At 52.9% G+C, this 20,500-nt stretch carries 18 protein-coding genes; 14 read left to right on the top strand and 4 right to left on the bottom strand.

The features are described from left to right. Positions 1-25 precede the first annotated feature (25 nt). From AC4G46_RS18540 to rsgA, 4 genes are all read left to right on the top strand, one after another. The gene (locus AC4G46_RS18540) at positions 26-625 is read left to right on the top strand and encodes a DUF2087 domain-containing protein (RefSeq protein WP_068720883.1); all 600 of its coding nucleotides are present in this window, start codon (positions 26-28) and stop codon (positions 623-625) included. Positions 626-763: 138 nt separating this feature from the next. After that, positions 764-1,219 (top strand): DUF3939 domain-containing protein, encoded by a 456-nt coding sequence (locus tag AC4G46_RS18535; RefSeq protein WP_491124017.1) that lies wholly within the window; start codon positions 764-766, stop codon positions 1,217-1,219. Between the two features lie 148 nt (positions 1,220-1,367). After that, on the top strand, positions 1,368-2,039 hold the full coding sequence (locus tag AC4G46_RS18530; protein ID WP_491124016.1) for an HAD family hydrolase: 672 nt from the start codon (positions 1,368-1,370) through the stop codon (positions 2,037-2,039). Positions 2,040-2,567: 528 nt separating this feature from the next. Beyond that, positions 2,568-3,665 (top strand): ribosome small subunit-dependent GTPase A, encoded by a 1,098-nt coding sequence (rsgA, locus tag AC4G46_RS18525; RefSeq protein ID WP_491124015.1) that lies wholly within the window; start codon positions 2,568-2,570, stop codon positions 3,663-3,665. 366 nt (positions 3,666-4,031) lie between these two features. Here the strand turns inward: rsgA and AC4G46_RS18520 are convergent, their stop codons facing one another. After that, on the bottom strand, positions 4,032-4,658 hold the full coding sequence (locus AC4G46_RS18520; protein ID WP_039873862.1) for an FMN-dependent NADH-azoreductase: 627 nt from the start codon (positions 4,656-4,658) through the stop codon (positions 4,032-4,034). Between the two features lie 329 nt (positions 4,659-4,987). On the opposite strand from AC4G46_RS18520, the gene AC4G46_RS18515 reads away from it, so the two are divergent. After that, positions 4,988-5,125, top strand: coding sequence for a hypothetical protein (locus tag AC4G46_RS18515; RefSeq protein ID WP_167360624.1), 138 nt, complete (start codon positions 4,988-4,990; stop codon positions 5,123-5,125). A 134-nt stretch (positions 5,126-5,259) separates the two neighbouring features. On the opposite strand, the gene AC4G46_RS18510 is transcribed toward AC4G46_RS18515, so the two are convergent. Then, entirely contained in the window at positions 5,260-5,499 is a 240-nt protein-coding gene (locus AC4G46_RS18510) for a hypothetical protein (protein ID WP_039873859.1), read from the bottom strand. 171 nt (positions 5,500-5,670) lie between these two features. Here AC4G46_RS18510 and AC4G46_RS18505 point away from each other — a divergent pair, with 171 nt between their 5' ends. Then, positions 5,671-6,345 (top strand): hypothetical protein, encoded by a 675-nt coding sequence (locus AC4G46_RS18505; RefSeq protein ID WP_491124014.1) that lies wholly within the window; start codon positions 5,671-5,673, stop codon positions 6,343-6,345. Here the strand turns inward: AC4G46_RS18505 and AC4G46_RS18500 are convergent. After that, complete coding sequence (locus tag AC4G46_RS18500) at positions 6,332-8,089, bottom strand: alpha-amylase family glycosyl hydrolase (RefSeq protein ID WP_491124013.1); 1,758 nt, start codon at positions 8,087-8,089, stop codon at positions 6,332-6,334. The genes AC4G46_RS18505 and AC4G46_RS18500 overlap by 14 nt on opposite strands. Before the next feature lie 336 nt (positions 8,090-8,425). Here AC4G46_RS18500 and AC4G46_RS18495 point away from each other — a divergent pair, with 336 nt between their 5' ends. The 7 genes from AC4G46_RS18495 (at position 8,426) to AC4G46_RS18465 (ending at position 16,337) form a co-directional block, all read left to right on the top strand. Next, positions 8,426-9,448: an ABC transporter substrate-binding protein gene (locus AC4G46_RS18495; protein ID WP_491124012.1), complete on the top strand. Its 1,023-nt coding sequence runs from the start codon at positions 8,426-8,428 to the stop codon at positions 9,446-9,448. A 9-nt stretch (positions 9,449-9,457) separates the two neighbouring features. After that, positions 9,458-10,237, top strand: coding sequence for an ABC transporter ATP-binding protein (locus AC4G46_RS18490; RefSeq protein WP_491124011.1), 780 nt, complete (start codon positions 9,458-9,460; stop codon positions 10,235-10,237). A 20-nt stretch (positions 10,238-10,257) separates the two neighbouring features. Further along, complete coding sequence (locus AC4G46_RS18485; protein WP_491128925.1) at positions 10,258-11,070, top strand: ABC transporter permease; 813 nt, start codon at positions 10,258-10,260, stop codon at positions 11,068-11,070. A 94-nt stretch (positions 11,071-11,164) separates the two neighbouring features. Continuing rightward, positions 11,165-12,151 carry an aromatic acid exporter family protein gene (locus AC4G46_RS18480; RefSeq protein WP_068720869.1) on the top strand — a complete coding sequence of 329 codons (987 nt, stop codon included), beginning with the start codon at positions 11,165-11,167 and terminating at the stop codon, positions 12,149-12,151. Between the two features lie 177 nt (positions 12,152-12,328). Then, positions 12,329-13,351: an HD-GYP domain-containing protein gene (locus tag AC4G46_RS18475; RefSeq protein ID WP_491124010.1), complete on the top strand. Its 1,023-nt coding sequence runs from the start codon at positions 12,329-12,331 to the stop codon at positions 13,349-13,351. A 291-nt stretch (positions 13,352-13,642) separates the two neighbouring features. Further along, entirely contained in the window at positions 13,643-14,200 is a 558-nt protein-coding gene (locus tag AC4G46_RS18470; protein WP_039873832.1) for an outer spore coat protein CotE, read from the top strand. A 559-nt stretch (positions 14,201-14,759) separates the two neighbouring features. Next, positions 14,760-16,337: a putative amidoligase domain-containing protein gene (locus AC4G46_RS18465; RefSeq protein ID WP_491124009.1), complete on the top strand. Its 1,578-nt coding sequence runs from the start codon at positions 14,760-14,762 to the stop codon at positions 16,335-16,337. Between the two features lie 168 nt (positions 16,338-16,505). On the opposite strand, the gene AC4G46_RS18460 is transcribed toward AC4G46_RS18465, so the two are convergent. Beyond that, entirely contained in the window at positions 16,506-17,315 is an 810-nt protein-coding gene (locus AC4G46_RS18460; protein WP_491124008.1) for a GNAT family N-acetyltransferase, read from the bottom strand. Positions 17,316-17,519: 204 nt separating this feature from the next. Between AC4G46_RS18460 and mutS the strand changes: the two genes are divergently transcribed. Further along, on the top strand, positions 17,520-20,357 hold the full coding sequence (gene mutS, locus AC4G46_RS18455) for a DNA mismatch repair protein MutS (RefSeq protein ID WP_491124007.1): 2,838 nt from the start codon (positions 17,520-17,522) through the stop codon (positions 20,355-20,357). The last annotated feature ends 143 nt before the right edge of the window (positions 20,358-20,500 follow it).

Here is a 20,500-nt window from a genome sequence, read left to right as displayed (position 1 = left end):
ATATTTGCTACAGGAGCGTGACCCCATGCAGCTTGATAAAATTGTTAATTACCATAAGGCCCTGTCCGATCCGACGAGATTACGCATACTGCTGCTGTTGTCCAGAGGAGAGGAGATTCACGGCCAGGCGCTGGCGGAACGGCTCAACCTGTCTCAGCCGACAGTAACCCATCATGCCGCGAAGCTGCGGGAAGCTGCAATGATTACAGAAAGGCGGGACAAGAACACCGTCTACTTCAGACTTAATCCCGAGTTTATCCGCGCAGGCTCTGAGGCTTCCTTGAGCTTTATTTTTTCCAAAGGCACGCAGGAGATGGAGGAGCAGTCACCGGAGAACAGCTTGAAGGAATCGGTACTGCGCAACTTTTTTGCCAAAGACGGAAGGCTGCGCCAGATCCCGGCCCAATACAAGAAGAAGCTGATTGCCCTGCAGTATATGGCTGAAAAGCTGACCCCGGGAACTGTCTACAGCGAGAAAGAGATGAACGAGTTCATCAAGCAATACCATGACGATTACGCCACGATCCGCCGTGAATTCATCATGCATCAGTTCATGTACCGCGAGCATGACAAATATGAACTTAACCCGCCTGAAATGTGGACGCGCTGGGAGAACGTGAAATAATGCAACTTGTCACTTAATGCTCTCATAATTACGGAGATTCTGTGACAATTAAATGCACTGCTGATTAAAGGTTAGAAAAGTGAATAAACTGGAATTGTAAGCGTTATCTGACATATACTTCGAAAGGAGACTTTCAGTATGATATTCAAACGCGCAAAAAAAAATACAATCCCTGAGCCGATCACTGTCACCTTGCCGCAGATCAAGCAGGCTGTCAGACAATTTGAAGAAGATATGCCTGCCTCAGTTAATCGTACTGTACTGATTATGGAGGATAAAAGCATCGATTTGTCCAGGCTGAAACGTTATTTGGGCGGGGTTCCCCAGCAGAAATTCTATATGTCCCGTGAAACCTACGAAATTTTTGAGGAAACTGACAAGCTGGTGCCTTACTATCTGGATCTGGTTCAATCTGCGGTAGATAATTATATCAGCGATACCGGCAAGCTGCCGCTAATCGAGGATGCCTGGCTGCCGGAGGTCCATTACCGTCTTCTCCATTCTGAACGTTATCTGACGGAGACACCGCCGTTTCCGCTCTACATTACGGAAGAAGAGATGATGCTGACCCACCGTGCGGAGCATTTTGAATAACCGGATTACCCATTTATATGACGCCAGCAGGCTGTTCAGCAGTAAAGGAGGATAATACTTCTTTTCTGCAGGGCAGTCTTTTCTTTGTCCGGACATACATAGTACAATTAATCTCTGACATTTAAGCGGATAAGGAGATTTAATCAAGATGAGAGCGAAACAGGCATTGCTGTTTGATCTGGACAACACTCTGATGGACCGGGACTATACGTTCCGCAGCTTCAGCACCCGGTTTGTAGAGGATTACCTGGGCCATCTGCCGGAGGAAGAGACTCTGCGAGTTGTAGAGGATATAATTGTGCGGGATGCCGACGGCTACCGGGATAAGGACGGATTTTTTGCCGAGCTTAGTGAAGTACTGCCCTGGCGGACACCGCTGAGTGCAGCGGACATACGGGTGTATTATGATACAAACTATTCCAGCCACGGGGCAGCTATGAAGGATGCAGTTGAAATCCTGGACTACTGCCGGGAGCGGGGGTATGTCCTTGGGCTCGTAACCAACGGTAAAAAGGATCTGCAGGACGGTAAAATTGATCTGCTCGGGTTACGCGGCTACTTTAAGGCGATTGTGATTTCGGGTGAAGCCGGAATCAGCAAGCCTCATCCGGCCATCTACAAGCTGGCGCTGGAGCGCATGGGTACCTCTGCAGAGCAGACCCTGTTCATTGGAGATCATCCGGTTAATGATATCTGGGGTGCCGGCAAGGCGGGAATGGACACCGTCTGGCTGAAGCGGAACCATCCGTGGGACGAGAGTCTGGATGTGCAGCCTTGGAGAACCATTAATGAGCTGGCTGAGCTGAAGGAAATCATTTAGAGTTTCAGGTAGACTTTGTTTATAAAAAATACTTTACCGGGGTGCGGCGTTGACAATGCTCAGCCGGGACGTTTATAGTTACAGCATATTAACCAAGAAGGAGACGATGTAATATGACAGTTTATACAGCACGTTCATTATCGGTAACAACTGTTGTAGATACGTGTCTTCCGGGAACAGCGGCTGCGCAGCAAGTGTGATGCAGCTTAGCAGGTAAGCTCTTAGAGTGCCTTTTAGAGCCGTCCGGGACCGTATGTGTTCCGGCGGCTTTTTTGCGCGGTCAGCGTTATTGAATACGGATCTTACCGTATTTGGTATGTCTGGGCCGCGCGCAGAAATGTGCGGTTCTCCCTAACCCGGGAAGACCGCAGCTTTCTGTATATGATTTGATCGCATTCCTTCCTTTCAGCAGGAGGGAAGGTTTGTGATCCAATCCGCCGCCGGAACGTCAGGTTCCGGCGGCTTTTTGTGTTCCCGGACAATGTGAGTGGAGAACTAAACCAAATATCAGGAGGAAATAACATTACAATGATTATTGAACAATACGGATGGAATGAGAATTGGCAAGTAAAATGGAACGGGATGATTCAGAATCAGGAGCAGGCACACAATAAGCGTGTTCCCGGCCGCATCACAGGTGACTTTGGCAGCAAATACCGGGTCATGACTGATGCAGGCGAAACCTGGGGTGAGCTGTCCGGGAAGCTCCGGCATTTCGTCACAGATTCGTGTGAGCTGCCGGCCATCGGGGACTGGGTCGCTTTAGCTATGCAGGATGGGGGAGAGCATGCTGTTATTCATGGACTGCTCCCCCGTCAAAGTGTTATTTCACGCAAGGTAGCGGGAAATACGCTGGCAGAGCAGATTGTCGCTTCCAATGTAGATACATTGTTTCTGGTCAGTGCCTTGAATGATGATTTCAATGTGCGGCGGATGGAACGGTATCTGATAATGGCCTGGAACAGCGGGGCGAGTCCAGTCATTCTGCTGACCAAGGCCGATCTGTGCCCGGATGCGGATACCAGGATAGCGGAGATGGAGCGGGCTGCACCCGGTGTGCCGGTGCATGCGGTAAGCGCTCTGCTCGGTGACGGCCGCGAAGAGCTGCTGCCGTATATCCGCAGCGGGCAGACAGTGGCCCTGACCGGCTCCTCGGGCTGCGGTAAATCAACGATGGTCAACTGGCTCAGCGGCCAAACCCTGCAGCTGACCCAGGACGTCAGAGAGGGCGACAGCCGCGGACGGCATACAACGACGCACCGGGAAATGTTCGTGCTGCCTGAAGGCGGGATAATCGTGGATACCCCCGGGATGCGCGAGCTGCAGCTGTGGGAGGATGAGGGCGGGCTTGACCTTGCTTTTGGCGATATAAGCAGTCTGGCTTTAGAATGCCGCTACAGCGACTGCAGTCATGAGCGCGAGGAGGGCTGCGCCGTGCTGGCTGCTGTATCCTCGGGCCTGCTGGAGGAGAAGCGGCTTATGAACTACCGCAAGACACAGAAGGAGCTGCGCTTCCAGAGCAGCAAAGAGCAGAGACAGAAGCGCAAGGCTGTTGCTTCTGCCGGCAAAACCAGCGCCCCGCGTCCGCGCAAAACGTCATGGGAGCGGCAGCTTGAGGAGTATTGATCCTGCATAGGCAATAAAATACCCCGCAAGCGGAGCCCTGCCTGGATGCTGATTCAGGCGTCTGAGGGGACACCCAATATATAATGCTTAACATCAAAAAAAGCCATCAGGATGCCCTGCAGCTGTCTGCTCAGGCGTCATGATGGCTTTTTTATAATGATATATTCGGGGCCCTGCAAAGCACCTGTATCAGCTTTCATGTAAAAGCCTCACTTTGTGGGGGGCTTTATGCTGCAGAGGCACAGCCCGGGGAAGGGCTGTGCCTCTGCTATATATGAATAAAAGTCCGGATGCTGAGTAAAACAGATGCCTGATTGTATTGCCGAATTCTATACTGCGGGCCGGACCTTTAACGCTGGTGCTGTATTAGAATGATGCAGCAGCGGATTTAGCTTCTTCCAGACCTTTTGCAATGATGTTAGCAGACTCCTGCGGGTTCTGGTTGTGGCCTTCGATGATCACCTGTGTGATATCCTGGAAGCCCCAGAAGCTCAGGTTGTTCACGATGAAGTTAACAGCCATTTCAGCGTTTGCAGCAGGACCAGTGGAGTAGATGCCGCCTCTTGCGTTCAGGACAGCCGCTTTTTTACCGGTAAGCAGGCCTACAGGACCTTCAGCTGTGTATTTGAATGCAGTACCAGCCTGGTTCACGTAGTCAATGTAAGTGTGCAGAACAGCAGGAACAGTCATGTTCCAGAGCGGGAAGCCGAATACAACTTTATCAGCTGCAACGAATTGGTCCAGATATTTCTTAACCAGTGCTGCACCTGCAGCTTCTTCAGGAGTAGCTTCAAAGCCCTGGGCAGCTTTGTAGATACCAGTGATCAGGGTGTTGTCGTAGTAAGGAAGCTCTTCAGCGAACAGATCCAGTTCAGTTACCTGATCTTCCGGGTGGGATTCTTTGTAGCTTGCAAGGAATGCGTTGTAAAGTTGAACACTTACAGCCTGTTCAGCAGGGCGGTTGTTTGCTTTGATGAAAAGTACATTAGACATTATGATTTCTCCTTAAATATATATTTAATACTTACTATATTTAATATAGCATTGAATATTTAGTTTGTAAATATCCGTCGAAAGAAAAATAAATTTCAGCGACAGCAAATGCCTTGGAATTGCATGGCTACCATATCTCCTGATGGATAACAGCATAACCGGAACTGAGGCTCAATATGTAGTAAAGTCGTTCCGACAAGCTCTTTTTACCAGAAAATAGAAGCGTTTGAGCTTCCGGGGACCCGGTTATATAGGTGATACAAGGGAGGCAGGAAATGATTTCCTGGATCCATTAACGGTAAAAGATATTCAAAAAAGGAGCGATTGACATGTCCATTGACCGTTTTATCATTAAAAAACTGGACAGCTGTCACGAAGAACAGACACGCATCAATTTAGTGAAGTTGTTCAAGCTGCGCATCCAAAAAGCGGAGAAAGAAGAAAATAAAAACCGCCCGACTGGTTAAAAACCTGCAGTTGACCTACATCTAATCGGCCCATCATATAAGTTACACCTCATAAATAATCTCGCAGAAACGGATACCCTTCCTTAAAGGACGGCAAAGCCGTTTCTTTTGTGTACAAAAAAACTATCCCTCTACTAGTAGAGGGATAGTGCGAGTGAATCATTTTCACTGTAACTGTGCAATATAGCTTCTGAGCCTTTAATTTCGATACTGATAAGTGAATTCAAACATTTCTGGAGAGCGCTTTTGCCCTTCTGGATCTTGAGCTCCAGTGTATTGTTGAGGATTCGTAGTACCTTTTGGGTTGGCTGTTTGTTTTCAGTTGTGAAATATACCGGTACAGACTTGTTCTGAAATGTGATGAGCATTCTCATAATCGAAATCACCTCGCTAAAAGTATTTCATGCTATGATCATACCCGGCATTTCTTAATTTTACCTTAAAATTAGCTTATGATAACATAAATATTGCGAGTTTGGTAGATTCGAGCTTTTTACTGCTGGGCGATTCCTGAGTTCCTGGGAATCCGGGAAGGAAATTGGACTGTGAATAAAGATGATATGGTATATTTAGCGCGTTTTCTGTTTCCTGAAGCGCCGGTGCACGGAAAGGAAGTATCCGGTTTGCTGCAAATGGCGGGTTCTGCAGAACGAATATGCCGGCTGAAATATTGTGAAGGAGAGCATACCCAGGATATCTGTCTGCAGGTATTCAAAGAACGGACCATCATCTCCGGCATTCAGGAGGAGGATCCCTTCGGCTATGAGCTTACAGAGCCCGCAAAGGTGAAGCGGGCATGTTTTTATTTGTTCAACTGCCCTGAGCAGATGGACGGAACCCCCTGTTCAGATGTCCCCGCCCTGCAGATGTCCAGAAGCAGGTTCGAGGAACTGAAAGCCCAGGCGGCAACCTACACGCTGTACACTTTGGCCGAGTGCCTGAATGCCGAGACAGGAGACATCCTGCGTTCGGCCCAGCTGGCCAGAGTTCTTAAATACCGGACGGCTGACGGTGAGCTCAGGCTCTGTTCCCGCAGCACGGACAGCTGGATTTTTCAGCATGCAGGGTACATAGAAGATGCCTCCGGCGGCTGGCTGCTCCGGATGAGCTGCGAATCGGCAGAGGACTGGATCGTTGCCGTACCCGCGAGCAAGGCGGAGGTCTGCTTGGCATTATATGAATGGATGCTGCATGCCTCGCATGCCGTTAATCCAGAATAACAGCAGAATAGGGCGGAAGGGTAAGTTCGGCTCCGCTATAAGCTGCTTCCTCCTCCGGAACAGCTTTGATAATGTTTGTATATCCTTTGTCATTCGTTCCCTGCTTCAGGGTTACTGTCTGACTGCTGCCTGTCAGATTAAGCATAACGAGCACCTGCTGTTCGGCTGTTACACGTTCAAATGCCATGACACCGTCATTCCCGGAAGCAAAGTCCCGGATATCCCCGTTCTGGAGTGCGGGGACCTGGCTGCGAAGGGCAATTAGCTGACGGTACCAGTCCAGCAGCGAGCCGGTGCTGGTGAGCTGGCTCTCCACATTTCCTCCGGTATTCCCCTTGTTGTTAGTGTCCGCTTCCCAGGTTGTCTGGCCGGTACTGCCACTGTCCGCAGACCACTGCATCGGCTCGCGGATTCCTTCATCCGGTTTGCGGCCTAACATGCCGATTTCTTCCCCGTAATAAATAAACGGATTGCCCGGCAGCGTTAGCAGCATTGCGGCAGCCATTCTGGCATGGTCCACATTGCCTTCAAGCTGGCTCATTACCCTGTTCTGGTCGTGATTCGTCAAGAAGACTGCATCTGTAAAACGGCCTTGGGAAATCTGCGAATATAACCTGTAAGTCCGCTCCAGTGTGAATGCTGCCCCGCTGTCCTTTTCCGTCCTTGCGGAGTTTAACAGCGTCTCGGCCAGCCCGAAGTTAAAGCCGGAATCAAAGGCCTGATCCAGGTAAGCGCCGACGGATACGGCAGAGTTCTCCCAAACCTCCCCTACAATATAGGCCTGCGGGTTAACCTCGTTCATGGCCTGGCGGAATTCCTGCCACCAGGCTACATTTTTGGCAGTCGTCTCCGTACTCTTATCCGTTACAAGATCCTCATAAATATGTTTGGCGGCATCAAGGCGGAAGCCGTCGACACCCTGCTCCAGCCAGAACTTTCCGATGTCCTTCATTTCATTGCGCACGTCAGGATTATCGAAATTGAGGTCGGGCATCCCGTCCCAGAATGTGCCCATGTAATGGCTGCCCAACACAGAATGCCAGGGGCTTCCGCTGCCGGCTGCACTGCTGCCGCTGACAGGGCGGTTCTGGTCTTCAGCCCAGACATAGTAGTCGCGGTATTTGCTGTCCTCATTTTTGGCGGATTCCACAAACCACGGATGCTCCCTGGACGTATGGTTCACAACAAGATCCATGATCACCTTAATTCCCCGCTTATGCGCCTCACGGATCAGCTCCTGCATATCCTCAAGCGTCCCGTAATCGGGATTGATGCTGCGGTAATCGGTGACATCATACCCGTGATAGCTGGGGGAAGGGTTAACCGGCATCAGCCAGATGCCTCCAACCCCCAGGTCATCCGCAGTCGCAGGATCTCCGTCATTCAAATAATCCAGTTTAGCTGTCAGCCCGCGCAGATCACCGATGCCGTCGCCGTCTGAATCATAAAACGAACGGACGAACACCTCATAAAATACAGTGGAGGGCTGCTCATCAACAGCAGCAGGCTGCTGAGATTTCTGCGGTGCCGTGCCGGCATCCGGTGAAGGGGAAGCCTGTGCGGCCGGGACGGTGGAAGCCACTCCGTTATTGCCGGCAGCGGAATTCCCGTCATTCGTGCAGCCGGCCAGAAGTGCAGCGGTAAGTCCGGTTAAGGCCAGGGAATGCAGGATATGGCGTCCAGTGAGCCGGTTATACTCATATTTCATCTGTAAATAAACCCCTTCCTGATGGTGTTGCTTCATTAATGTGTATCCAGTAAGCGCTTTACTAAATATAGTAGTGCAATAATCCCTTTTGGTAAAACGTTTGCACATACCTAATTTGGCTGTAATTTATTATTTTTAATGATTTACAACGAATTACAATCAGATATCTTTACAAATCATAAAATTACTCTTGATTAATCGGATTATCATCATTATTAAGCAGACTGATTCATTAATTTTAACAAGTTTCTTACTGAGTTCTGCTGAAGTGATAGTGCAAACGGTTTTCCTTCGCGCTTTTAACCAAACAATAGGCTCCCGCATATGCTTTAGGTAAGGGCCAAAGACCCGGGAAGAAAGGAGAAATGAAGGATGACAATCAAGAAAAAGCTGGCTTTGCCGCTGCTGCTTCTCGTCTTGTGCTTCTCAGTGCTCGCCGGCTGCGGCACAGAGCAGGCGGGAGTAAAGGTGAAAGTCGGCGAAGTAACCCGTTCTGTCTTTTATGCGCCTGAGTATGTGGCATTATCGCAGGGCTTCTTCAAGGATGAGGGGCTGGATGTGGAGCTGCAGACCATTCCCGGCGGGGATAAGACAATGACCGCTCTGCTCTCAGGGGCCATAGATGTGGCGCTTGTCGGGTCAGAAACTTCAATTTATGTAGCCCAGCAGGGAGCGGATGATCCTGTGATCAATTTTGCCCAGCTTACCCAGCGGGACGGTACGTTCCTGTTCGCCCGCAAGGCAGAGGGTGAATTCAGCTGGGATCAGCTGAAAGGATCGACGTTCCTCGGGCAGCGGGCGGGGGGGATGCCCCAGATGGCCGGTGCATTTACGCTGCATAACAAAGGGATTGATGCCGGCAAAGATCTTACGCTGATTCAAAATATTGATTTCGCCAATATTGCCGGTGCATTTGCGTCCGGAACAGGAGATTACGTTCAGCTGTTCGAGCCTCAGGCTTCGATCTTTGAAAGTGAAGGGCGCGGTGCAGTCGTAGCCTCGTTCGGCGTGGAGAGCGGCTATCTGCCTTATACGGTCTTCATGTCCAAGCAAAGCTATATCAGTAAAAATGGCGACACAGTGCAAAAGTTCACCAATGCGGTCCAGCGGGCCCAGCTGTGGGTGAAGGAGCACAGCGCTGAGGAAATTGCAGAAGCGGTTATGCCGTATTTTGAGAATACCGACAAGGGGATTGTCATTTCCGCAATCAATCGTTACAAGGAGCAGGATACCTATGCTGTTAATCCTGTTATTGATGATAAAGAGTGGAACAATCTGCTGGATGTCATTGAATACGCCGGTGAGCTGCAGGAACGGATTCCGCTGGAAGCGATCGTGGATAACAGCTTCGCCGAGAAGGCGGAAGCAGGAATTAAAACTTCATCCGGGAAATGAGGGGCTGATATGCTGCCAGTTGTGCAATTGAAGGGTGTGACGCACGCTTACCTGGGCGACCGCGAGGCTTCACTTGCCCTTGAGGACCTGAGCCTGGAGGTGGAGAAGGGGGAGTTTGTCAGCCTGGTCGGACCGAGCGGCTGCGGCAAAACAACTCTGCTATCGATTATCGCCGGGCTGCTGAAGCCATCGCTCGGAGAGGTGTCGGTCAGCGGCCGGCTGATCCAGGGTCCTTCACCTGAAGTGGGCTATATGCTCCAGCAGGACTACCTGTTCCCCTGGCGGACCATCCTTGACAATGCGCTGCTCGGACTTGAGCTGACCGGAAATCTGACTGCTGAAGCCCGGCAGAAAACAGTGGACCTGCTGGCAGATATGGGCCTGGCCGGCAAAGAAAAGACTTATCCGGCCCAATTGTCCGGCGGTATGCGCCAGCGCGTGGCCCTGGTACGCACACTTGCGACAAATCCGGGGCTGCTCCTGCTGGATGAGCCGTTCTCTGCGCTGGATTATCAGATTAAGCTTCAGCTGGAGGACCTGGTATCGGAAACTTTGCGCCGGCGCGGGACTACGGCGGTTCTGGTAACCCATGACCTGTCCGAAGCGATTGCGGTCAGCAGCAGAGTCATTCTGCTTCAGCCCAATCCCGGGCGGATCCGCAAAATTTTTGAGGTGCCGGAGGAAATCCGCAGCACGCCTCCGCTGTACGCGCGGGATCTGCCGGGCTTTGCGGAGCTTTTTCATGAATTGTGGAAGGAAATGGAGCTGGCAGGGAGGGAAGGGCAGTGAACAGGAACGGGCTAAACGAAATGCCGGACTCCCGCGGGGAGTGGCTGCAGCAGAAGCACCTGGACTATAAAAAGCAAAAGCGACGCTGGAGCAGCCGGGTGATGGCCGTGCGGGCCAGTCTGCTTGTGCTGTTCTTCTTTCTGTGGGAGGCCGGGGTTAGGCTAGGCTGGATTGATGAGCTGCTGTTCAGCTATCCAACCAAGGTGCTGCGGCAAATCTGGAACGATATGGCCAGCGGCAGCCTGTGGCCTCATCTTGGAATGACAACCCTAGAGACGGCGGTCGGCTTTGTGCTGGGAACACTGCTTGGGACACTGCTTGCCGTCATCATCTGGTGGTCGCCTTTTTTATCAGCCGTGCTTGATCCCTATATGGTTGTATTCAACAGTATGCCCAAGGTGGCCCTCGGTCCGATTTTTATCGTAATGTTCGGAGCCGGCTTTACAGCGATTGTCATTACCACTTTATCCATCACCGTAATTATCACTACGCTTGTTGTCTATAACAGCTTCTGCAGCGTTGATCCCAACCTGGTCAAGGTGGTGCGCTCCTTCGGGGCGTCGCGGGTGCAGGAGTTTAACAAGGTCATTCTGCCGTCCTCATTTCCCACAATAGTATCTACACTGAAGGTAAATGTCGGGATGTCGTGGGTCGGAGTGATCGTCGGTGAATTTCTGGTGGCCAAATCCGGGCTCGGCTATCTGATCATTTACGGTTTTCAGGTATTTAATTTTACTCTGGTGATGTCCAGCCTGCTCATTATAGCCGCTGTGGCTACTGCGATGTATCAGCTGGTGGTTTATGTGGAGAAGCTGTTACTGTCACGGCTGTGAATTTTATGTCATATTGTGTCTCCCTGAAAAATCCTGTACCATGTCTATATCTTTACAAGCAAGCTGAAGCAGAGAGTCAAGGAGAGGTATTTTCATGGGATTTAGGGTTATCAAAACAGCGGCCGCCACGCTGCTGTCCATACTGCTGGCAGCCGCTGCGGGTATTCCGAATGCACAAAGCGCCGGACTGCTGGCCATTCTCGGGGTGGAAACAACGCGGAAAAGGAGTCTTCGCACGATCATTGCCCGTTTTTCCGCCTCGCTTGTGGGCCTACTTATCGGCTGTTCCTTATTTGCCGTGCTGGGTTTTCATTATTGGGTGCTTGGGCTGTATGTGCTGTTCGGCTTTCCGCTGATCGTCAAATCAGGCTTTAAGGAAGGGATCGTCACCAGCTCCGTTATTGTGTTTCGCGTGTTCGGACAAGCTGAGCTGACCCTGCATGTCCTGCTGCAGCAGATCGAGCTGCTGATTATCGGACTGGGCTCGGCCGGTCTGGTCAATCTGATCTACATGCCGCAGACCACCGGTGTTATCTCCGGCATCCGCAAGGAAGTAGACGGCTATTTCTCGGTTATTTTTAAACAGATGGCAACGACACTCCGTGATCCTGCTTATATATGGGACGGTAAGGAGCTGATCGGGGCGAACGCCGCTATCCAGCGCGGACTTACAGCAGCCACCAGGGAGCTTGAGAATCATGTGATTCATCCGGACGAGGCCTGGAATGTATACTTCTATATGCGCAAGGAGCAGCTGGAATCGATTCAGAATATGCTTCAGCTTCTCTCCCAGGTCTACCGGCAGCTTCCGCACGGCGGCATGGTGGCCGACCTGTTCGACCAGCTGAGCGGGGATGTGCTGGCAGAAGAATATACCGGGCGCACGGAGCGGCTGCTGGCAGGCGTTGAGCAAGAGTTTCAACAGATGGAGCTTCCTTCGACCCGCGAAGAATTTGAGGTTCGTTCAGCTATTCTGCAGGTGTGCCGGGAACTGGCGTTATACCTGAAAATTGCCAAGCAGCATAAGGTTCCGGTCGAGATCAAGCCGGCAAAACGTCTGCTGCGGGGCCGGAGCAACTGATCATACATAGACGAAATAGGTGACAGGTATTCACATTACCGTGTAAAATTACGATAAGAAATGTAAGCACAAAAAGTGAGCCGGTAATCCTTTTGCCGTTCACTGTTCATGAGAGAAGAAGTTCAATTACTGCAGATTGTTCGCTTATGTGAATTTCTGCTCTGGCAGGTGAGGACAATGAACATCAATAATGAACAATATCTCGGCAAGCAGCTTGCAGCCAATCTGTTTAATCACAAGGGCGTGTTCGTCCTGCCGGCAATGACACTGCTGAACAGTGATCATATCCGCCTGATCAGCCGGCACCGGATTATGCTGGAGCCCCAGGACGTGGTCCATGTTGACAGCGCCACCTTTTACCAGATTGCGGTTGATGATTGTACTGCAGCGATGGAGAATATTTTTGAACAGCTCCGCTATAACAAAAGCAAACGTTTACCGATGATTGAGCTCAGAAATGAAGTTATTCCTTTTATCCAGCAGGTTAGTGAGAAGAACGATTTCTATGGCATACTGGCTGCACTCCAGCCGAAGGACGACTATACATACAGGCATAATGTTGCGGTGGGGATTCTGTCCACGCTTCTTGGCAAGTGGCTCAAGCTGAAGCCGGAGGAGCTGGGCATGCTGACGATTGCCGCGACGCTGCACGACATCGGCAAAATCATGATCCCTTCGGAGATTCTGACCAAGACCGGTCCGCTGGACGAGGAAGAAACGGCGCTGATGAAGAAGCATACCACCTACGGCTATGAGATGATAAGAGATACGGTCGGGACCAATCACATGCAGGCACTTGTCGCGCTGCAGCATCATGAGCGGATGGACGGCAGCGGCTATCCGTTCGGGGTCCTGGGGCACCGGATTACAGATTTCAGCAAAATCGTCGCCGTAACGGACATTTTCCATGCGATGACCTCTGAACGGCTCTACCGTCCGGCTGCGCCGCTGTACGAGGTGCTCAGGCAGATGGAGGATGACGTATTCGGCAAGCTCGACCCTTATATCTGCAAAGTCTTCATTAATAAGCTGATGCAGTCCATGCTGGGCAATGAGGTGGAGCTTACAGACGGCCGGACCGGCAAAATCATCCTGATTCTCGCCCATGATCCGCTGCGTCCGCTGGTGAACATCGGTGAGGATTTCGTGGATCTCAGCAGGCACCGGGATCTGGGTATTATACGGGTTATTCCGCAATAGCCGGGAAGTGTTTCGATCGTTTCCGGTTAATAGAGCCGGCAGGCAAGTCCAACCGCATAAGGCACTACAAAACACCAGTTCACCCGTTAACGGAGGAGCTGGTGTTTTTTTTACGTGGACACAGGCTGGCTATGTATCATAACGGGGTGATTTTTACAATAAAATGGACTATGAAGCTTATAGCGGGACGGGTGGAGGGCTTACCCAAATTTATTTCTACTCTAACAATCAACAAATGCCCAGAACGTGCATACACTTGATAGTGAATGATTGTATGGAGGAGGTTCAAAGATGTCATTAAGCCATAAACGTCAAACAAGGGAGATCATTACGAAGGCAATCTGCGGCAAAGGTCGTAAGTTCTCTACCGCAACCCATACCGTGACTCCGCCACATCATCCGACTAGTATTCTGGGGGCTTGGATCATTAACCACCAGTACGAAGCGGTTGCCGCCGGAAACGGAATTGAAGTAATCGGTACTTACGATGTGAACATCTGGTACTCGTATGACAAAAACAAGCAGACTGAGGTAGCCAAAGAAACGGTTTCCTATGTTGAGCTTATCCCGCTGTCATACCTGGACCCGAGACACCGTGCTTCCACGGTTGAAGTCTCTGCGGAGGCAACGCAGGAACCCAACTGTGTGGAAGCAGGTGTATCGCCAGGCGGCGGCAGTGTGACGCTCCGTGTGGAACGCGAGTTTGAGGCGGAGCTGGTGGCTGAGACCAAGGTCCGTGTGTACGTCAGTGATCAGGCCGACGATCTGGAAGACAAGGATTATGATTTCGAAGGTGAGAGCTTCGACTATGATGATCTGGACCCTGACGCCCTGGATGATGAGCTGTAAGGAAGGAGGGCGCCGCCGCCGCTGATTGCCGGTGGGTTATGGTCCATTATATGTAGCGGGGGCGGCGGCGAGAGGGCGAACGCCCTCCTTTTTTAATTTTATTTTGGATGCCGGGATGGCCTTGCTGGAGCGGTATAGGGGAAATAAGCAGATAACTGCAGTGGGAAGCAGGGGCTTACTCTGGAATACAGTCACTGCTAAACAGGGAAAGTTCAAATTTAAGCTATACTTACAGATACTTTTTAATAAATAGAGCGGTCTGGTGTGGTACTTCATAGGGTACGCTTGTTGCGTCGGATTCTTAGGAATTAGATGGATTTTCCACACTTAATTCCACTCTATTTCTCAATTTCAAACGAATAGTTGTAAAATCGCTACTTAATTTTGCCCGAAAAGCCCTTTGAACGCCAAAACAGAGAAATTAAGTGCTATTTTTCCAATTAGTATCCTCTTATCTATAGTAGATCCAAGAATTAGTTGACGATTTTACACTTAGTTAGATTGAGCAGCTGTAAATCAAATGCTAAACGGGTGCAGAGACTGTTGGGAGGAGCAGGTCATGAACGAAGGGCTTAACGTGTTTATCGGGCTAACACTGCAGCAGCGGGAAGCCAGACTGCAGCGCTCCGGCATTAAAGCCGCTATGACTCTGTCCGGCCGGGCACAGGTGGAGCAGCAGGGGATTCCGGCAGCAGAAGCAAACGCCATACATAGGTATCATTCAAAAGAATTAAGCAGGATCCACAGACAGCAATTTATGGTCCGCATCTTCAATCTGCAGGTGGTGGACATCCTGGCGCTGGGAACCGGACAGGCTATGGGGCAGAAGGCTAATGCGCAGAGTCGGGGAGAGCCGGAGAGTGTAGCTGAGGGCTCTGGTAATCAAGGTAGGAGTTCAGTTAGGTTAAATGGCCATTATGCTGGAGGTATCACGGAAGGGGGCCCCTCTTTGCCCCTAAACAGAAGGGAACGTTCGGCGCATACTGCAGTGGATGAAAGAGGGCCGGGTGGCCGGGCTGTGTCTGCCGGGCCTGCGGCCGAAAGAGAGGAACGGCTGACAGCAGATGGCAGGGCGGAGATGCAGGCAGCTGTGCCGGGGTGGTGTAGCGCCGGGCAGCATAGCCGCCGCAGTTCAGCAGGCCAGCTGTGTGAAACGGCGGTCCGGGCATTGTATTGCCTTGGACTGGATAGCGGTGAGGTAAGGCTGACGGCTCTGGGCGGCAAACAGTTTGCCGTGGAGGCCATCATACCTCTCTCTGCCGCAGACAGCGGCGTTTATCAGGCGGCGTCACAGGTGCTGGACGCCGCCCTTGCCCTTGAGCAGCCCGGCCGTCCAGGGCTGCTGATGGGCATGGACCCGGAGTTCCTTCTGCTCCGGGAGTCCACCGGCCGCGTCGTGCCCGCGTCGCGGTACCTGCCCCTGGACGGCGTCGCGGGCTGCGACGCCGGGCCCCCGGGAACGCAGGGCACGTTCCCGGTAGCGGAGCTGCGCCCCCAGCCGCGCGGGGAACCGCGCGCGCTGCTGGCGCAGCTGATGTCCGCCGTGCGCGCGGCGGACCGGCTCATCACCGACCGCTCGCTAAGCTTGCGGGCGGGAGGCATGCCGCTGCCGGGCTGGGCCCTCGGCGGCCACCTGCACTTCAGCGGCGTAACGCTCACGGCGCCGCTGCTGCGCGCGCTCGATAACTACCTCGCGCTGCCGCTGATGCTGCTGGAGGACGCCAGGGCTGCCGCGCGGCGTCCTCGGTACGGCGTGCTCGGCGATTTCCGGATTCAGCCGCATGGCGGCTTTGAATACCGGACCCTGCCGAGCTTCCTCGTATCCCCGGTCATCGCCAAAGGCGCGGTCTTCCTGGCTCACCTGATCGTGAGCCGCTACGAAGACCTTACGCTGCGCCCGCTCGACCGGGAGGACCTGCATGCCGCCTATTACAGCGGCCACAAAACCCCGCTGCGCGCAGCCTTCATCCCGCTGCAGGCGCAGCTGCGGGGACTGTCCGGCTATGCGCAGGCAGCCGCTTACATCGAGCCGCTCCTGGGCTATATAGCCCGGGAGCGGGCCTGGGACGAGTCGCGCGACATCCGCGGACTGTGGCTGAGCAAAGAAGAAGGCAGGATAAAGTCAGGCTCAACCTGAAAAAGGTTCAGGTTGAGCCTGGTAGTGGCATTGTATTAAATTCACTGGTTACACTGATCCTTGCCCTGATCGCGAGCGGCTCTCTGAGAGCTGATTCAGGATTGCCCCGGCGCTGCAACAGCCGGCAAACGTTCAGCTGCTGCCGGTCCTGGGCACAGGGAACCGCAACTAACGCTGCTTTTCCAGATACATCATCGCCCAGGTACCGATGTCCGTGAAGCCCAGCTTTTTGTAAATCTGGCCGGCTTGCGGATTGTTATAGAACAGGCACAGGGATTTCCCCTCGGCCAGCAGATCGGCGCACAGCTCAGCGGTAATACGGGTAGCCAGCCCCTGGCCTCTATGCTGGGGATGGGTGGCGACGCCGACAATCATGGCCGACAGCGAATTTTCGGCAGTGGTTGAGGCTGAGGCGATGACTTTGCCGTCCTGCTCGGCGAAAAACGTGCGTCCGGTCTTGCTTTCCAGCGCTTTGCGCAGGCTTTTGCGCGAATCTGCGGTGCTGGCGGCGAATTCTTCGATCTGATCGGTGAGCGTACAGATGGCCTCAACATCATGGGCCGTTGCTTTGCGGATGGCAAGCGGGACAGCCGCTGCGGAGCGGAGCTGCCCGTTCATTTCCTTCAGCTCAGCGAACAGCATCTGCTTGTCCTCACGGGCAGCAATCTTCCCTCTGAAAGCCTCCACAACCCCGGCATCCCCGGATATCATCTCGGCACCGGCATCTTTACGAATCAGCTCCGCAAAACCCTCGGTATCAAACGCTCCTTCCGCATAAGTTAGATAACTGCTGTAAAAACGCAGCATGACTGCCTTCAGAGGCCCGTCCGGCGTATCCGCTTCCCCCCACAGCTCCATGAATTCCTGCTCGAATCCGAAGTTCTCCACATCCCCGATTATAAACAGATTGATAGACGGCTTACGGCCTGTCAGCTCCATCAGCCGTTCCCGGTCAGTCTCGTACAGTCTGCGTATCATAATAGTCCCCCTAGAGTGTATAATTTACGTTTGTTCCCAATCTTACATCATACCAGGGTGATATTGCAGCTGTATTTTATATCAGAAGGAGCTGTACGCATTTGGTGAGAACGCCTGTTTCTTCCTGCACGCAAGGGGAATAACTTTGCTCTTCGAGTTTCTGCTATAATAGAGAGTACTAGAGAAATGGCATGGAGGTTAACAATGGCTAAATATACGCCGATGATGGAGCAGTACCTGAAGGTAAAGGAAGGGGCGAAGGATGCTTTCCTTTTTTTCAGGCTGGGTGATTTCTATGAAATGTTCTTTGACGATGCGATCCTCGCCTCGAAGGAGCTTGAGATAACGTTAACCGGCCGGCAGGGCGGGGGCGATGAGAAAATTCCGATGTGCGGAGTGCCCTATCATGCGGCCGAAGGTTACATACAGCGTCTGATTGAAAAAGGCTACAAGGTCGCAATCTGCGAGCAGCTCGATGATCCGGCTGTGACCAAAGGCATGGTGCGGCGCGATATCGTCCGTGTGGTTACACCGGGTACCGTCATGGACGGCAAGATTATTTCGGACAAAAGCAATAACTATCTCGTCTGCGTTACGGAAGACGACGGGATGACCGCGCTCTCAGCCTGTGACCTTACGACAGGTGAGCTATATGTCACCTCTGTGCTGTCCAGTGCGGAGTGGCTGCGCGATGAAATCGGCATTTATGAGCCGGCGGAAATTATCGGGGATGCAAAGCTATTGGAACAGCTGCGCAGCGAGGCTTCGCTGCTGGCCAAGCCGGTTGTGTATACCCCTTGGGATAAAAGAGATGAGGAATCGGCCCGCCGCCAGTTCGGCGAAGCAGCCTGGGTACGGCTGGAGAAGGAACGGGGCAGCTGTCTTGCGCTCCTGATCTCTTATTTAAGTGAAACGCAGCGCCGTTCACTTGGACAGCTGAGCCAGATTTCACCTTATGAGCCGGGTAACTACATGATTCTCGACCCGTTCACCCGCCGCAATCTGGAGCTGACGGAGACCGTGCGCGAACGCTCGAAGAAAGGCTCGCTGCTCTGGCTGCTCGACCGTACCGAAACCTCGATGGGCGGCCGGCTGCTGCGCCGCAGAATCGACAAGCCGCTGCTGCAGCGCGCTCCGATTGAGCGGCGGCTTGAGGCGGTTGACTACTTGTACAACCAGTTCATTGTCCGCGAGGATCTGCGCGGTGCGCTCAAAGAAATTTATGATCTGGAGCGGCTGGTCGGACGGATTGCCTTCGGCAGCGCCAACGGCCGTGACATGAACGCCCTGAAGCTGTCCCTGCAGCAGATTCCGGCGCTGAAGGAGATGTGTCTTACGTCCGGCTCCACAACACTGCGGGAAATTGCCGGTTCTATGGATGTATGCGCTGAGCTGTGCGACGATATTGATCAGGCCATTGTGGATGATCCGCCGGTATCCGTGCGCGACGGCAACATTATCCGCATCGGCTACCATGAACGGCTGGATGAGCTGCGCGTGGCGAGTACCAACGGCAAGCAGTGGCTGGCGGAGCTTGAAGCGAAGGAACGTGCTGCCACAGGCGTCAAGTCGCTGAAGATCGGCTTCAACAAAGTATTCGGCTATTATATAGAAGTTACCCGTTCCAATTTGTCTGCTCTGCCGGAAGGCCGGTATGAACGCAAGCAGACGCTGGCGAATGCCGAGCGTTTTGTTACGCCGGAGCTGAAGGAGAAGGAAGCCCTGATTCTGGAAGCCGAGGACAAAATGACGGATATCGAGTACACCCTCTTTATCGAGCTGCGCGACCGGATTGCCGCCCAGATTCCCCGCCTGCAGGCGCTTGCCGAGAAGGTGGCGGAAATCGATGTATACCAGTGCCTTGCTGCAGTCAGCGCCGAGCACCGGTTCGTCAAGCCTAAGCTGTCGGACGGCTATGATCTGCGGCTAGAAGGGGGACGCCATCCTGTCGTAGAGGCGGTGCTGAAGGATGCTGCCTTCATGGCTAACGGCAGTACGCTTACCAGGGATGACGGAAATATTTTGCTTATTACAGGACCGAACATGGCGGGTAAAAGCACCTATATGCGTCAGGTGGCCCTGATCTGTATCCTGGCGCAGATCGGCTGCTTTGTCCCTGCATCGAGCGCAGAAGTTCCGCTGATTGACCGGATCTTCACGCGGATCGGTGCGGCGGATGACCTGATTGGAGGCCAGAGCACCTTTATGGTGGAAATGGCCGATATTCAGGTCATGACCGAAAAAGCCACTGCCCGCAGCCTGATTATCATCGACGAGCTGGGCCGGGGAACCTCGACCAGCGAAGGGATGGCCATCGCCCAGGCGGTTATTGAGTATGTACATGATACGATCGCCTGCAAGGCGCTGGTCTCGACGCATTTTCATGAGCTGGCCCACCTGGAGCAGAGCCTGAAGGGGCTTCGCAATTATTCTATGGCTGTCCAGGAGAGCGGCGACAAAGTCAATTTCTTGCGCAAGCTGGTGCCGGGAGCGGCAGACAGCAGCTACGGTATTTATTGCGCCCGGCTTGCCGGCCTGCCGGAAGGGATCATCGACCGTGCCTACGGTTTGCTTCAGAGCATAGAGCAGGCCGCGCCTCCGGGAACTGCAGCGCTGAATTACGGCACCGGCGGTGAAGGCAGCGGCTCCGGCAGTGAGCTCAGAGAGAACACGCAGCCAGCCGGCCAGCCGGACAGCGGACAAGCTGTGCGTGCGCAGCAGCCTCAGTCTCCAGGCTTTTCGCATCCGGCGGCGGTTTCCGTCCTGTCCGGCGGGACTGCCTATGCCGAGTCTGCGGTCTCGCTGGCTTCTTCTGAAGAACATGCTGACCAGGAAGTGGTCCAGCTGTCGATCTTCGGCGAAGAAGAGCCGCGCAAAGGCCGCAAGGGTGCTGCAGAAACGGCAGCCGCACCGGCAGTGAAGGAGAATCCAGTCCTGAAGGAGCTGGTTGCCGCCGTACAGGGCGCGGACCTGATGAATATGACGCCGCTGCAGGCGATGAGCCTGCTGAACGAGCTGAAACAGAAGGCAAAGGGACTATAATATTAGTTTATATAGACTACCAACGGGAACGTTTCGCCCCGACTATGCTGATTCTCTATACCAGAAAATAGTCCTGCAGCGCAGGGCAAACCAAAGTAAGTGGAATTTCGTCACTTATTTCCGGCTCAACCACCGATTAAGCG

This window comes from Paenibacillus sp. fava2 (assembly GCF_058313675.1).
This window is presented reverse-complemented; position numbering and strand designations above follow the sequence as displayed.

Bases quoted from the DNA above. Each gene is read 5' to 3' on its own strand.
- AC4G46_RS18540 (WP_068720883.1), top strand. From the start codon at position 26: ATGCAGCTTGATAAAATTGTTAATTACCATAAGGCCCTGTCCGATCCG.
- AC4G46_RS18535 (WP_491124017.1), top strand. From the start codon at position 764: ATGATATTCAAACGCGCAAAAAAAAATACAATCCCTGAGCCGATCACT.
- AC4G46_RS18530 (WP_491124016.1), top strand. From the start codon at position 1,368: ATGAGAGCGAAACAGGCATTGCTGTTTGATCTGGACAACACTCTGATG.
- rsgA (WP_491124015.1), top strand. From the start codon at position 2,568: ATGATTATTGAACAATACGGATGGAATGAGAATTGGCAAGTAAAATGG.
- AC4G46_RS18520 (WP_039873862.1), bottom strand. From the start codon at position 4,658: ATGTCTAATGTACTTTTCATCAAAGCAAACAACCGCCCTGCTGAACAG.
- AC4G46_RS18515 (WP_167360624.1), top strand. From the start codon at position 4,988: ATGTCCATTGACCGTTTTATCATTAAAAAACTGGACAGCTGTCACGAA.
- AC4G46_RS18510 (WP_039873859.1), bottom strand. From the start codon at position 5,499: ATGAGAATGCTCATCACATTTCAGAACAAGTCTGTACCGGTATATTTC.
- AC4G46_RS18500 (WP_491124013.1), bottom strand. From the start codon at position 8,089: ATGAAGCAACACCATCAGGAAGGGGTTTATTTACAGATGAAATATGAG.
- AC4G46_RS18495 (WP_491124012.1), top strand. From the start codon at position 8,426: ATGACAATCAAGAAAAAGCTGGCTTTGCCGCTGCTGCTTCTCGTCTTG.
- AC4G46_RS18490 (WP_491124011.1), top strand. From the start codon at position 9,458: ATGCTGCCAGTTGTGCAATTGAAGGGTGTGACGCACGCTTACCTGGGC.
- AC4G46_RS18485 (WP_491128925.1), top strand. From the start codon at position 10,258: ATGCCGGACTCCCGCGGGGAGTGGCTGCAGCAGAAGCACCTGGACTAT.
- AC4G46_RS18480 (WP_068720869.1), top strand. From the start codon at position 11,165: ATGGGATTTAGGGTTATCAAAACAGCGGCCGCCACGCTGCTGTCCATA.
- AC4G46_RS18475 (WP_491124010.1), top strand. From the start codon at position 12,329: ATGAACATCAATAATGAACAATATCTCGGCAAGCAGCTTGCAGCCAAT.
- AC4G46_RS18470 (WP_039873832.1), top strand. From the start codon at position 13,643: ATGTCATTAAGCCATAAACGTCAAACAAGGGAGATCATTACGAAGGCA.
- AC4G46_RS18465 (WP_491124009.1), top strand. From the start codon at position 14,760: ATGAACGAAGGGCTTAACGTGTTTATCGGGCTAACACTGCAGCAGCGG.
- AC4G46_RS18460 (WP_491124008.1), bottom strand. From the start codon at position 17,315: ATGATACGCAGACTGTACGAGACTGACCGGGAACGGCTGATGGAGCTG.
- mutS (WP_491124007.1), top strand. From the start codon at position 17,520: ATGGCTAAATATACGCCGATGATGGAGCAGTACCTGAAGGTAAAGGAA.